The 14,010-nt window shown below is 63.4% G+C and carries 9 protein-coding genes; 7 read left to right on the top strand and 2 right to left on the bottom strand.

The features are described 5' to 3' along the window. The first annotated feature begins 2 nt into the window (after positions 1–2). From ACLD02_RS17455 to ACLD02_RS17445, 3 genes are all read left to right on the top strand, one after another. Positions 3–593, top strand: coding sequence for a TRAP transporter small permease subunit (locus ACLD02_RS17455; protein ID WP_410299284.1), 591 nt, complete (start codon positions 3–5; stop codon positions 591–593). Next, entirely contained in the window at positions 590–1,945 is a 1,356-nt protein-coding gene (locus ACLD02_RS17450) for a TRAP transporter large permease subunit (RefSeq protein ID WP_410299283.1), read from the top strand. Before ACLD02_RS17455 ends, ACLD02_RS17450 begins: the two co-directional genes overlap by 4 nt. A 129-nt stretch (positions 1,946–2,074) precedes the next feature. Beyond that, positions 2,075–2,755 carry a TetR/AcrR family transcriptional regulator gene (locus ACLD02_RS17445; protein ID WP_238400871.1) on the top strand — a complete coding sequence of 227 codons (681 nt, stop codon included), beginning with the start codon at positions 2,075–2,077 and terminating at the stop codon, positions 2,753–2,755. Between the two features lie 13 nt (positions 2,756–2,768). Here the strand turns inward: ACLD02_RS17445 and ACLD02_RS17440 are convergent, their stop codons facing one another. Both ACLD02_RS17440 and ACLD02_RS17435 read right to left on the bottom strand, forming a co-directional pair. After that, the gene (locus ACLD02_RS17440) at positions 2,769–4,700 is read right to left on the bottom strand and encodes a TRAP transporter permease (RefSeq protein ID WP_410299282.1); all 1,932 of its coding nucleotides are present in this window, start codon (positions 4,698–4,700) and stop codon (positions 2,769–2,771) included. 22 nt (positions 4,701–4,722) lie between these two features. Further along, positions 4,723–5,919, bottom strand: a complete 1,197-nt coding sequence (locus tag ACLD02_RS17435; RefSeq protein WP_203101664.1) for a TAXI family TRAP transporter solute-binding subunit — start codon at positions 5,917–5,919, stop codon at positions 4,723–4,725. A 355-nt stretch (positions 5,920–6,274) separates the two neighbouring features. Here ACLD02_RS17435 and ACLD02_RS17430 point away from each other — a divergent pair, with 355 nt between their 5' ends. From ACLD02_RS17430 to ACLD02_RS17415, 4 genes are all read left to right on the top strand, one after another. Next, positions 6,275–7,978, top strand: coding sequence for a class I adenylate-forming enzyme family protein (locus tag ACLD02_RS17430; protein ID WP_410299281.1), 1,704 nt, complete (start codon positions 6,275–6,277; stop codon positions 7,976–7,978). A 4-nt stretch (positions 7,979–7,982) separates the two neighbouring features. After that, positions 7,983–9,242, top strand: coding sequence for an acyl-CoA dehydrogenase family protein (locus tag ACLD02_RS17425; protein WP_410299280.1), 1,260 nt, complete (start codon positions 7,983–7,985; stop codon positions 9,240–9,242). Positions 9,243–9,261: 19 nt separating this feature from the next. Next, entirely contained in the window at positions 9,262–10,050 is a 789-nt protein-coding gene (locus ACLD02_RS17420; RefSeq protein ID WP_203101662.1) for an SDR family NAD(P)-dependent oxidoreductase, read from the top strand. A gap of 280 nt (positions 10,051–10,330) precedes the next feature. Further along, entirely contained in the window at positions 10,331–14,005 is a 3,675-nt protein-coding gene (locus ACLD02_RS17415; RefSeq protein ID WP_203101660.1) for a response regulator, read from the top strand. The last annotated feature ends 5 nt before the right edge of the window (positions 14,006–14,010 follow it).

The raw sequence follows: 14,010 nt of genomic DNA, 5'->3' as shown, positions 1-14,010 counted from the left end.
CGATGAATGGTCGATCCAAGGCTGATGCGCTGGCCACTGCCGGAGAGGCATTGATGGCTATCAGCGCAAAACCCGGGCGGTACGGCGCCTGGATACTCATCGCTCTGAATCTCAGCGTGTTGGTGTCCGTGTTCGGTGCCCAGATGGGATGGAGCGATCTGCTCCGCTGGGAGGGGGACTTCCCTTTGCTAGGCAATCATTTGAACATGACCAGCATCGCCGAACTGCAATGGCACTTTTTTGCTCTCCTGGTGATGCTCTCGGGTGTTTATGCCATGCGCGCCGACCAGCATATCAGGGTGGATGTTCTATCGGTGGGTTTCTCGCCACGAACGCGGTTGGTGATTGATTTGATCGGTGACCTGTTCTTCCTGATGCCGTTCTTCGGTTTGGTGGCCTGGTATTCGATGGACTTCGTTGCCATGGCCTTTCAGTTCGGCGAGCAATCAAACAGTGGAGGTCTGGTTGATCGCTATCTGGTCAAGGCGGTGGTGCCACTCGGCGCTGGCTTGATGTTGCTATGCGGCCTGGGCCGGGTATTACGCAATCTTGGCCTGTTGTTCGCGGGTCGGGCGCGTGAGGAGCGGGTATGACCTATCTGTTGCCTTCGTTGATGATCGTCGCGCTGATGGCCGGTATCTTCTCTGGCTATTCGGTTGCGTTTCTTCTGGGCGGCCTGGCGGTGCTGTTCATGCTGCTCGGCGATATCTCGATGTTGTCCTTTTCGCTGGTCGTCAATCGTATCTTCGGGTCCGTATTGGAAAACTGGATACTCGCGGCGATTCCTTTGTTCGTGTTCATGGGCATCATGCTTGAGCGCTCAAAGATCGCGGATAACCTGCTTTTGGAGCTTGAAGGACTATTCCGGGGCCGGCCCGGAGGCTTGGCTTTGTCGGTGGTGGCGGTGGGCGTGGTGATGGCCGCGAGCACCGGTATCATCGGCGCTTCCGTGGTTCTTATGGGAACGCTGGCATTGCCGCTGATGCTGCGCCGTAATTACGACAAGACGCTGGCGGTCGGTACTGTGCTGGGCTCCGGCGTTTTGGGTATTCTGCTGCCGCCGAGCATCATGTTGGTGGTGTTCGGCGAGGTAATGCGGGTGCCGGTGGGCGACCTGTTTGTCGCCGCGATGGTGCCAAGCCTGTTGCTGGCCTCGGCCTATGCGCTGTATATCATTTATACGGGCGTGGTCCGGCCCGAGAAAGTGCCCGCCAATGTGAGCGTTGTTCGGCAACCGATGTCCGCCGCCGCTGCTCGTGTCATTAAGGACCTGGTGGTGCCGGCGGCGTTGATTTGCAGCGTGCTGGTCTCCATCATCGTGGGCGTCGCCACACCGACGGAGGGCGCCGCCATCGGGGCCACCGGCGCGATGCTTATGGCGCTGGCTAAGCGGAAGTTGAACTGGAAAGTCCTTGATCAGTCGCTGCGCTCGACCATTGGCACCACCGGCATGATCCTGTTCCTGGCGATTGGTGCTACCGCCTACAGTCTGGTGTTCAAGAAGCTGGGCGGGCAGTCAATGATCGAGGACATCGTTGCATCCTTTGGTGTCAGCCCGTACATGGTTGTGTTCGGGATTATGCTGCTGATTTTCGTGCTGGGCTTCTTCCTGGAATGGATCGAAATTTCCTTTCTGGTATTGCCGCTGTTCACACCTATCATCGCCGGTCTTGATTTCGGCGACGCCTTCGCCAACCAGGGCGAGGTGTTACTCTGGTTCGCGGTATTGGTGGCCGTTAATCTTCAGACCTCTTTCCTGACACCGCCATTCGGTTACGCCGTATTCTACCTGAAAGGCATCGCGCCGCCGGAGATCAATACCGTGGACATATATCGTGGCGTGGCGCCGATCGTATCGCTGCAATTGGTGGTGTTATTCATACTGGCGTTGTGGCCGGCGGTGATTCTCTGGCTTCCCCGCCTGTTCCAGGGGCCCTGGGGGTAATACCTTGCAGGCTTTTCAGAAAGGCATTCGATGGACGCCCCAAGCCAGCCGGTCCGCTTTCCTGGTTTTTTCGTCCTGGTACGCGGTGTACCATGGCCGATTGACCCATCCATGGCCAGGAGAGCCGGTTTGGCTTCACGACAACGCGGCAGCGGTGATAATGCGTCGACCCCTGAAGGGCTGATTGAGGCCGAGGTGCGGGGCGCCAGGAACGAAGCGCTGACGGAAACCCGCCGTGAGCAGATCTGTGACGCGGCGCTGGAACTGTTTCTCGAGAAGGGCTTCGCTTCCACCACCATCCGCGATATCTGCGCCCGCTCCGGTGTCAATCAGGCCAGCATCTACGATTACATCGCCAACAAGAACGACATCCTCCGCCGACTGCTCAATCGTCTCTGGTTCGATCACGACGTGCCTTCCCTGGCGGAGCGGCTGAGCGAGCAGGACGACCGGGCGCTTACCGATATCATCGCCGATTACCTCAGGGACACCTGGACCCACAAGCGCCAGGGCACGCTGCTGGTATACCGTTCCGTGCCTTATCTGCAGGCCGATGATCGGCGCACCATGCGTGCCCGGGACGAGGCCGTGATCGCCACCCTGGCGGCGCGTCTGCGCGAGCGGGCGGGGCTGCCCGAGGACGACCGCCGGGCGGAGGTGATGGCCAACCTGATCATCTTCATTTCCGCGTTCGGTCCGATGCGTGATTGGCTGGGCAACGATATCGACGACGGTCTCATGCTGCGGACCGTGGCGGCCGGGGTGGCCGCCATGATCAAGGAATTGGGCCGCGATCTGCCTACCGGTTGATGCTTCCCTTCGTTCAGGTCGCCTGCATGGCCGGGTCGCGGCGGTTGTCCCACCACACCAGCGCCACGAACAGCACGCACAGAACGCCGCCGATCAGAGTGCTGGTCAGTGACGGAAAGCTGAATACGAAACCGGAGATCACCAGCCCCGGACGCCAGCGGCGGCGGACCCGGCCGGCGCCCAGCAGCCAGCCTTCCAGCCCTCCGGAGATCAGCACGATGCCGGCGACGATGGACGGCAGGATGTACACCAGCGGCGTCAAATCCCCTTGCAGCACCAGTGCCGGCTGGAACAGGAAGAACAGCGGCACGAAGTAGATCACCACACCCAGCCGCATGGCGGTGAAACAGGTGCGCATCGGGCTGCTCCCGGCGATGGTGCCCGCCAGGAAGGCGGCGGTGCCCACCGGTGGCGTGATCACCGACAGCATGGCGTAGTAGACGATGAAGAAATGCACCGCCACGGTGTTCAGCCCGCCGACCTCGATGATCGCCGGCGCCAGGGTCACCGCCAGGAAGATGTAGGCGACAATGGCGAGGCCGGCCATGCCCATGATGAAACAGGCCAGCACCCCGAAGAACAGAATCAGGTACAGGTTTTCGCCGCCCAGGGCGATCAGCCCGGAGGTCACCGAACCGGTGACCCCGGTGATGGTGAGCGCGCTGACCACGAACGCCACCGGCAGGATGATGGCGGCGGTCTGGGTAACCAGAAAACCGATCTGGCGCAGCGCCTCGAACAGCTTGACCGGGGTGAGCCGGGTACTTTTCTGCAGGTAGGACAGTGCCACGATCAGCGCCGCCGCGTACCAGGGCGCGTAATACTCCCAGCGCATGTAGAGCAGCCCCCAGACCAGAAACGACAGCACCAGCAGGAACGGCCAGCCCCGTTTCAGCACGCCCTTCATGGCCGGTAGCTCTTCTTTCTTCAGCCCCTTGATGCCGGACTTGGCGGCGTAGGCGTCGACCTGCAGCAACAGTCCGAAATAGAACAGCAGAGAAGGGATCACCGCGGCCAGCAGCACGGTGGCGTAGCCCACCCCGATGGTGATCGCCATGACGAAGGCGATGGCGCCCATTACCGGCGGCATTACCACGCCACCGGTGGAGGCGCAGGCTTCGATGGCGCCGGCGTAGTGGGGTGGGTAGCCTGATTTCTTCATCGCCGGAATGGTGATCGAGCCGGTGCCGGCGATGTTGGAGAAGATCGAACCGGACAGGCTGCCAAAGAAGCCGCTGGCGACAATCGCCACCTTGGCCGGGCCGCCCCGGTGCCGGCCGAAGCCGGCGTTGGCCAGGTCGATGAAGAACTGCCCGGCGCCAGTAGCGATCAGCACGCCCGCGAACACCAGAAAGCCGAGAATAATCTCCGCCACGATCTTGGTGGTGATGCCCATCATCCCTTCGGCGCGAAAAATATGGGCATCGATCATGCGCTCGAAGTCGTAGGGAATGCCCATCAGCAGCCCGGGGAAGCGGTCCGCCACCAGCGGGTAGCTGCCCAGCAGGGCCACCACCAGCAGAAACGGCACCCCGCCACTGCGTCGCGCCAGCTCCATCATCAGCAACCAGATAACCACCGCGCTGGGCACGTGCGCCCAGCCGCTCTGCACCATGTCCCAGGCGTGCAGGGAGTAGTAGAAGCTGATCGCCATGGCCACCGCCGCCGCCGCCAGGTCGTGGAACGGGATGTGGCGCTGGCCCTTGTAGGCGGGCAGGGCGATAAAGGCGGCGGCCACGAACAGACCGATGAAGATCCAGTAATACTGGCCTTCCAGCAGTCGTTGCCCGTTCCAGGTGAAACCGAACACATAGGCCAGGCCGGTGATCAGCCCGGCGGAGCACAGCACCACGAACAGAATGCTCTGCCAGGAGAACAGCTCGCCCAGGCGGCTGATCTCCGGCTGCGGTGCCGGCTCCTCGACGGTGGACACGGAAGTGTTCATAAAGGGCGCTCCACGCTGGGTGTCAGATCCTGGAGCGGAAGCCGTCCAGACCGTCGGTGTGCTTGTTCTGGATTTCCAGGAACGCCGGGTTCTGGAAATCCACCTTGACGCCGGCCTCCCGGGCTTCTTCCACGGCGGCACGACGGGCGGCGATCCAGCGGTCCATTTTCTCGATGGCCTGCTGGTTGTGCTGCTCGTCCTGATCACTCCATTCACCGATCTCACGGAGGTATTTCACGGTGCCCTCGTGCACCGGCAGGGGGGTGCGGTCCAGATAGGCGCGGAACTGTTCCAGGGACATGCGCGCGGCGAGAGGGTGTTTACCCTGGTATTGGTCATAGGACTGGTGCATCCATTTGGACAGGTTGTAGACCAGCCCGGCATCGGCGTCGGCGGTCACCGTGTAGAGGAAATTGGAGGTCGCCCCTTCGACACCGCGAGCGGAATCCACACCCTGGTCGATGGTGGTGGGCACCAGCATCGGGCGGTGTCCCAGGTAACGCTTCCAGCCCTCGGTGTTGCTCTGCGTCATGGGCAACCAGCGAATGCCGCCGGGGGCGCCTTCCATTTCCGAGACCACCGCGCTGATCGTGGCGCAATAGGCCACGTCGGCCTTGCCTTCCACCACCGAGCGGCAGTTTTCCGCGTAGCTGCTGGCCGGCACATACTGGAAGTGCTCGGCGGTTTGAGCCTCGCTCATGCCGAGAAACGCCGGCAGTGCCTCGCGCACGGCCACGGTCATGGGCGGAGAGAACATCCCCTGGGCAACGCGCACCTTGCCGTTCTTGAGGTCGTCCAGGGCGGTCAGGTCGGAATCACCGGAAACCACATAACCCCAGGGCGAATCATTATGGTGCCAGACGATGCGCTGTGGCGCCGGGATGGTGTTGATGTAGCCGCCCACGCCCTCTACCTGGAAACGCATTTCGGCGGCGGTCACCGAACTGATGGCGATGTCCTTGCGGTCGGTCAGCCGCCGGTAGCGCATGGTTTCGCTATCCTCGGGCACGATGCGCACCACCGTGCCCACCTCCTTTTGCAGAATCGGCGCCCAGGCGTTGGTGGAGATGAAACTGCCGGAGGCGGTCCCGGGAGTGCCGATGACCAGAAGTCGTGGCCACTCGAATGCCTGATCCGCGCTGACGGCGGGGGCGGCGATCAACAGGGCACCGCCACATAACGCGCCACCCAGAATCCGTTTCAAGCCGGTTGTCTTCATCGGATGCTCCTTGTTGTTCTGATTTTGCCGAATGTTTTTTGTGAAAAACGAAATAGTTTTTCGATACTGACATTTGTCAGCCTAAGGCCGGCTTTTGATCCCCGCAACCACTAAAATCGTTTTATTGAATCAAACAAGTTGGTTGTTATTTTAACGCTGTTACCGTGTCCGGGACGCCCGTGGGCGCCGGACTTGACACCCCTGGGGAGGGCCGCTTAGCTTAGCTCCTGACAACTGTCAGTGACCGCCGGAGCAGGCATTGCCGGGGCGTTGGCCAGAACAACAAGCGGAGAACAACAATATGGGCCAGGGCCAGCAGGGCCGCCCCCCGACAGCGTCGTGGGCCGGCCCGCCAATGACCTTCGAGCAGGCGGCGGCGCACCTGGTGGCCACCGACCCTCGCTTCGCCGTCCAGGAAACCACGGTGCGTGGTGAGCGTTATACGGTATTTCGTAACACACCATTCCATTTGCGCGATTTGCTCCGCGGAACCGCCAGTGCGTTCGCTGACCGCGACGTGCTGGTCTACCAGCGGGAACGCTGGGATCACCCGGCTTTGTGCGCGGAGGTGCGCGCTCTCGCAACGGCGTTGCGCGACCAACTGGGCGTCGCCGCCGGTGACCGGGTGGCGCTGGCCATGCGCAATTACCCGGAACTGCCGATCCTGATTCTAGCGGTGGCGGCGGTGGGCGCCGTGGCGGTGCCAATGAACGCCTGGTGGGGCGAACAGGAGCTGGCTTTCGCCATGGCCGATTGCGGGGCCCGGGTGTTGTTCGCCGACCAGCCCCGCTTCCGTCTCGGGGAGGCCTTCGCCGAGCGTCTCGGGGTGACCCTGGTGGCGGTGCGCGACGTGCCCTCCGGCCATGGCGGCCATGAGTACCAGACGCTGCGCGCCGGCGCCGCGGGGGCCGAATGGCCCGACACGCCCATCGACACCGACGACGACGCCGTGGTGCTGTATTCATCCGGCTCCACCGGCCAGCCCAAGGGCGTGCAACTGACCCACCGGGGCATGATCTCGGCGGTCTATTCGCAGGTGATGGCGCAGGCCATGGGGCCGCTGATGAACCCGGACGCGCCGCCGCCCGCCAGGCCGCCTTCATCACTGATCGTCACGCCGCTGTTCCATGTCACCGCCCTCAACGCCAGTTTTCTCCAGGGGTTGGTCAACGGCGCCACCATGACGTTGATGTACAAGTGGGACGCCGACGAGGCGGTGCGGCTGATCGAGCGCGAGCAGGTAACCCGCTTTGTCGGCGTACCGACTCAGTCCGCGGAACTGATGGCGGCGGCGCGCCGCGCCGGCGCCTCGCTGCCGACGCTGGCCTACATCGGCGCCGGTGGCGCCAAGCGGCCGGCGGCCCAGGTGGGGCAGCTGGCGCAAGCGTTCCCCGGCGCCAATGTGGCCACCGGTTGGGGCATGACCGAAACCAACGCCCTGGGTATCGTGCTGTCCGGCGCGGATTACCTGGCCCACCCGGACGCCGCCGGCCGCCTTAATCCGCCGCTGCAGCAAATGCGCGTGCTGGACGAGGCGGGCACGCCATTGCCTCCGGGGCGGGTCGGCGAGCTGGCGGTACGCAGCGCCGCCAACATGCGCGGTTACCTGAACCAGCCGCAAGCCACCGCCGAGACCGTTCACGATGGCTGGCTGCTGACCGGCGATCTGGCGCGCATCGACGAGGATGGTCTGGTTTACATCGTCGATCGCCGCAAGAGCATCATTCTGCGCGGCGGCGAGAACGTGTCCTGCCTGGAGGTAGAGGGCGCCTTGCACCACCATCCGGCGGTGGCCGAGGCCGGTGTTTTCCCGGTGCCCGACGAGCGTCTCGGCGAGGCCGTGGGCGCGGCCGTTTACCCACGGGCCGGCGCCGCCGTGGACGTGGCCGAATTGACCGCTTTCCTGGCCGACCATCTGGCGCGCTTCAAGATTCCCGATCACATCTGGGTGCTGACGCGGCCGCTGCCGCGCGGCGCCACCGACAAAATCGACCGGCGGGCCCTGCGCGCCGCCTGTCTCGACGACGGCCCGGGGGCCGTATTGCACGCAAAGGAGTAGAACGTTGAAAGCACTGGATAACGATACCGCGATGAACAATCTGGCCATGTCCGAGGGGGCCCGGCCGCTGCTCGACGCGGTGATCAAGCACATTCGTGACAACGTGGACCCGATCACCGAGGAATTCCATCGTCTGGGCGAGGGCCGCGCCGAGCGCTTCAGCTACGCGCCGGGGCAACTGGAGCTGCTCGAGGAAGCGAAGAGCAAGGCCAAGGCCAACGGGCTGTGGAACTTCTTCCTGCCCAACGCGGAGACCGGGGAGGGTCTGTCCAATCTGGACTATGCCTACATCGCCTTCGAGCTGGGCAAGAACCCGCTGGCGTCGCAAACCCTGAACTGCTCGGCGCCGGACACCGGCAACATGGAAGTGCTGGAGCGCGTCGGCACGCCGGAGCAGAAGGAAAAATGGCTGAAGCCGCTGCTTAACGGTGAAATCCGTTCCTGCTTCGGTATGACCGAGCCCAAGGTGGCATCCTCCGATGCCCGCAACATCGAAACCAGTGCCGTGCTGGACGGCGACGATTGGGTCATCAATGGCGAGAAATACTACATCAGCGGCGCCGGCGATCCGCGCTGCAAGATCATGATCTGCATGGTCAAGACCAGCCCGGACGCGCAGCCATTCCGTCAGCAATCGCAGATCCTGGTGCCCATGGATACCCCCGGGGTCAACGTGCTCGGACCGATGCGTGTGTTTGGCCATGACCACGCGCCTCACGGTCACATGCACATTCGGCTCGACAACGTGCGCGTGCCCAAGGAAAACATGTTGTGGGGCGAAGGTCGCGGTTTCGAGATCTCCCAACTGCGGCTTGGCCCGGGCCGTATTCACCACTGCATGCGGTCCATCGGTGCCGCCGAGAAAGCCCTGGATCTGGTGCTGGAGCGTGGCATGGAGCGCGAGGCGTTCGGCAAGCGCATCATCGACCTGGGCAAGAACATGGAAGTGGTGGGGCGCGCCCGCATCGAAATCGAGGCGATGCGCATGATGGTGCTGAAAGCGGCTCGCGCCATGGACGTGCTGGGCAACAAGGAAGCGCGCATCTGGGTGTCCATGGCCAAGGCCATGGTGCCCGAGAAGGTCTGCCAGATCATCGACCAGGCGATCCAGATCCACGGCGCCACCGGTGTCAGCCAATGGTCGCCGTTGTCCGAGATGTACATGCAGCAGCGTACCCTGCGTCTCGCCGACGGCCCGGACGAAGTGCACCACAACGTGGTGGCCCGCAACGAAGTGAATCGCTACCGGCAAACCGCTGACTGACGGCGGCAGGGAGGTTTCCATGGACATCAAGGATCGCATCGTCGTGATCACCGGCGCCGCCGGCGGCATTGGCCGGGCGCTGGCGGTGGCTTGCGCCGAGGCCGGCGCCCGCGCCGTGGTGTGCGCCGATCTGGACGGGGAGGGTGCCAGTGCCACCGCCGATCAGGTCCGCGCCGCCGGCGCCCAAGGCGTGGGCCGCGCGGTCAACGTGGCCCGTGAGGAAGAGCTGCGGGCGCTGATCGACGACACCGAGGAGCAGGTCGGCCCCATCGATCTGTTTTGTTCCAACGCCGGCATTTCCATTCCCGGTGGCCCGGAGGTGGACAACGACGGCTGGCAGCGCATCTGGGACATCAACGTGATGGCCCATGTGTTCGCCGCCCGGCACCTGGCGCCGCGCATGATCCAGCGCGGTGGCGGCTATTTTCTCAACACCGCCTCGGCGGCGGGCCTGTTATCACAGGTGGGCTCGGCGCCCTACGCGGTGACCAAGCACGCCGCCGTGGGGCTGGCCGAATGGCTGGCGCTCACCTACGGCGACGATGGCATCAAGGTGTCGGTGCTGTGCCCCCAGGCGGTGCGCACCAATATGACCAAGGGCAAGGAAGACCACGTGGCCAGCGTGGACGGCATGATGGAGCCGGAGCCGGTGGCCCGTGCCTGCCTGGAGGCGATCGCGGCGGAAACCTTCCTGGTGCTGCCGCACCCGCAGGTGCTGCAATACATGCGCAACAAGACCGACAATTACGACCGCTGGATCGGCGGCATGCGCAAGCTCAACCGGCGCTTCAACCCCAAGGGTGATTGAAGCGCCGGACGGCATCGCGACCGAGGCGGAACGCCGCCCGGTCGCGATATCCTCGGGATCACTCCTTTCCCTCAGCGAGAATTCGCAGTGATGCGCTTCACACTCTCGGCGTGACCGCCTTCCAGGGTGCTTCTTCCCCTTTATAATCCGATGGTTGCGTGTTCCGTACCGGCTTTGCCAGGCCCCTGGCTTCTGATACTTTAGCCTTACCGGGCAAGCCCGGTCGGCGCGCCACGACGATAATAAGAGCGCCTGGGGGCGCGATCATGGGGATACATCGATGAGCTGGCTGAACAATCTGTCCGTGCGGCTGAAGATTCTGTCCGTGGCGGCGCTGGGGGTCTTCCTTTTTCTCGCCTACTTCCTCTACAGCTACTACATCGCGGAAACCAATATTCACCACCTGCAGCGGGTGGAGAACCACGATTTCCCGGTGCTCGAGCTGGTCAACGCCAATAACGTGGAATTCCTGGCGATCAGCGGCGCCTACAACGACGCCGTCACCCGGGTTGATCCGAGCATGCTGGACGAGGCCCGGGAGCGTTCCGACCGCTTCCTCGAGCGGCTCGGCGACATCGAACGCCTGGACCCCCGGCTCGGCGAGCCGGTGGACGATTTGCGTGCCGCCTTCATCCGCTACATCAACACCGCCAATGGGGTCGCCGAGACGCTCATCGACGATCCCATGTCGATGATCAACAGCTACGACGAATTCAACGAAATGCGGCGTCTGGAAGAGGCCTACGAACAGGCTCACAACGAATTCGAGCAGGAGCGTTACCAGAGCTTCCGGGACACCCTCAACGCCAGCCGCGAGGACAACAAAAGCACCCAGTTGATCGGCCTGGCCCTGGGCAGCGTGGCGTTCACCCTGCTGGGCCTGATCGCGTTGCGCGTGACCCGCGCCATCACCCGGCCGCTGGAAGACGCGGTCAGTGCGGCCGACAGCATCGCCGACGGCAACTGGGACACCGAGATCAGCAGTAACAGCCGTGATGAAACCGGCCACCTGATCCGCGCCATCCGCAAGATGCGCGACTCCCTAAAGACCCGCACCGAGGCCGACCGCAGCCAGGAGCGCATCAAGAACCAGCTGGCCGAGCTCAACGCGCTGCTGCGCGGCGAGATGACCCTGGAACAGTTGGGGCGCAACCTGCTCGGCTACCTGGTGCCTACCCTGGAAGCCCAGGTGGGCGCTTTCTACGCGTTCGACCAGGAAGCCGCCACTTTGCGCCTGAGCAGCGCCTACGCGATGCAGCGCCGTAAACAACTGGGCAATGAGTTCGCCCTGGGCGAATCCCTGGTGGGGCAGTGCGCCCTGGAGAAAAAGAGCATTATCCTGGAGGAGGTGCCCGAGGACTACATGGTGGTGGGGTCCGGCACCGGCAAGGCGGTGCCGCGCAACGTGGTGGTGCTGCCGGTGCTGCATGAGGATGAACTCAAGGGGGTGCTGGAAATCGGTTCCTTCCAGCCGTTCAGCGACGCCGAGCTGCGGTTCCTGGAGCAGGGCGCGGCGGTGATCGCGGTGGCATTGCACAGTGCCCAGAGCCGCCTGCGCCTGGCCGCCATGCTGGAGCGCACCCAGGAGCAGGCCAGTGCGCTGGAGCTGCAGAAGGAGGAAATGGCCCGGGTCAACCAGGATCTGGAAGAGCAGGCCATGGAGCTGTCCGCCTCGGAATCGCGGCTGCAACAGCAGCAGGAAGAACTGAAGGCGATCAACGAGGAGCTGGAATCCCAGACCCAGGCGCTGCGTGCCTCCGAGGAATCCCTGCAGGCGCAGCAGGAGGAATTGCGGGTCACCAATGAAGAGCTGGAGGCCCAGGCCAAGTTGCTCGGCGAACAAAAGTCGGAGATGGCCGACAAGAACAAGGAGCTGGAGCTGCTGCACCAGGAGCTGGAGGACAAGCTCAAGGAACTGGAACTCTCCTCCCGGTATAAATCCGAGTTCCTGTCCACCATGTCCCACGAGCTGCGCACGCCCCTCAATTCGATCCTGATCCTGTCCAATGCCCTGGGCCAGAACAAGAAGGGCAACCTGGACGAGAAACAGGTGGAACACGCCCAGGTGATCCACTCCGCCGGCTCCGACCTGTTGTCGCTGATCAACGACATCCTCGATATCTCCAAGATCGAGGAGGGCAAGATGGATGTCATGGTGGACCCGATCGCGCCCCGCGAGCTGGGCGATCATTTCCGCCGCCATTTCTCGCACATCGCCGAGAACCGTGGCGTGGCGTTCCACATCGATCTGGGTGAGGATCTGCCAGCCCATTTCTACACCGACCGCCAGCGTCTTGAGCAGATCATCAAGAACCTGCTCTCCAATGCCCTCAAGTTCACCGAGGACGGCTCGGTGACGCTGGGCATTCACCGCCCCGGCGCCGATGAGCGTATCCCCGGCCGTCTGGACCGCGCCCGCGCCATCAAATTCTCCGTCACCGACACCGGCGTGGGTATTCCCGAGGACAAGCAGAAACTCATTTTCGAGGCCTTCCAGCAGGCCGATGGCACCACCAGCCGAAAATACGGCGGCACTGGCCTGGGCCTGACCATCTCCCGGGAGCTGGCGCGGCTGCTGGGCGGCGAGATCAGCTTGCACAGCGATGGCCCTGGCACCGGCTCCACCTTCATGCTGTACCTGCCCGAGGGGGAGGCGGAGGCCGGCGTCGGCGAGGGGCAAGCCGGTGCTCTTGACGACGACATGGACGTGGGGGGCAACGCCGAGGCCCACACCGCGCCCAACCTGCCGTTCGCCGACACCGACGAGGATTTCGTGGTGCGCGAGAAAACCGTGCTGGTGGTGGAGGACGACGGCGAATTCGCCAACGTCCTGGTGGACCTGGCCGCCGACTACGGCCTGGAGAGCCACATCTGCAACGACGGTGAAAGCGGTCTGGAATACGCCCGCCGCTACCGGCCCAGTGCCATCATCCTGGACATCGGGCTGCCTGGCATCGACGGCTGGGAAGTGATGGAGAAGCTCAAGGCCGACCCGCGTACCCAGGACATCCCGGTGCATTTCCTGTCCGGCAAGGATGAGCGCAAAAAAGCGCTGGACCTGGGCGCCATCGATTTCCTCACCAAGCCGGTGAACCAGGAGCAGATTCTCAGCGCTTTCGCCAAGATCGAGGGAGCCATCGAGACCAATGTACGGCGGCTTCTGGTGGTCGAGGACAGCGAGATCCAGCACGAGAGCATTCGCGAGCTGTTCGACCAGAAGGGCGTGCAGATCACCGCCGTGACCAGCGGCGCCGAAGCTCTGGCGGCGCTTGGCGAAACCGTCTACGACTGCATGATCCTGGACCTGACGCTGCCGGACATGAGCGGCTTCGAACTGCTGGAAAAGCTGCACGCCAACGATCAATACGAGGCCGTGCCGGTGGTGATCTACACCGGCAAGGATCTGAGCCGGGAAGAAGAGGCGCGGCTGCGCAAGTACGCGGACCGCATCATTCTCAAGACCGAGCGCTCCCATGAGCGGCTGCTCAATGAAGCGTCCTTGTTCCTGCACTGGCTGGAATCCACCTTGCCCTCGCACCGGCGCGGCAACCCGGAGATGATCGAGCACCGCGACGACATCTTCGAGGACAAGCGTCTGCTGCTGGTGGATGACGACATGCGAAACATCTACGCGCTGTCGGCGCAGCTCGAGGAACTGGGTTTCGATATCAGCCTCGCCAACAACGGTCGCGAGGCGGTGGAAGCCCTGGAGCGGGACCCGGCCTTCGACATCGTGCTGATGGACATCATGATGCCGGAAATGGACGGCTACGAAGCCATGGGCCGCATCCGCCAGCAGCCGCGGTTCGCCTCGCTGCCAATCCTGGCGCTTACCGCCAAGGCGATGAAGGACGACCGCGCCAAGTGCCTGGACGCCGGCGCCAACGATTATTGCTCGAAACCCATCGACATGAGCAAGCTCACTTCACTGATGCGGGTGTGGCTGCATAAATGAACGGA

It is taken from the genome of Alloalcanivorax sp. C16-2 (assembly GCF_046507615.1).
In the GTDB taxonomy this organism is placed as follows: Bacteria; Pseudomonadota; Gammaproteobacteria; order Pseudomonadales; family Alcanivoracaceae; genus Alloalcanivorax; species Alloalcanivorax marinus_A.
The sequence above is the reverse complement of the archived record's forward strand: the minus strand, read 5'-3'. Positions and strand labels throughout refer to the sequence as shown.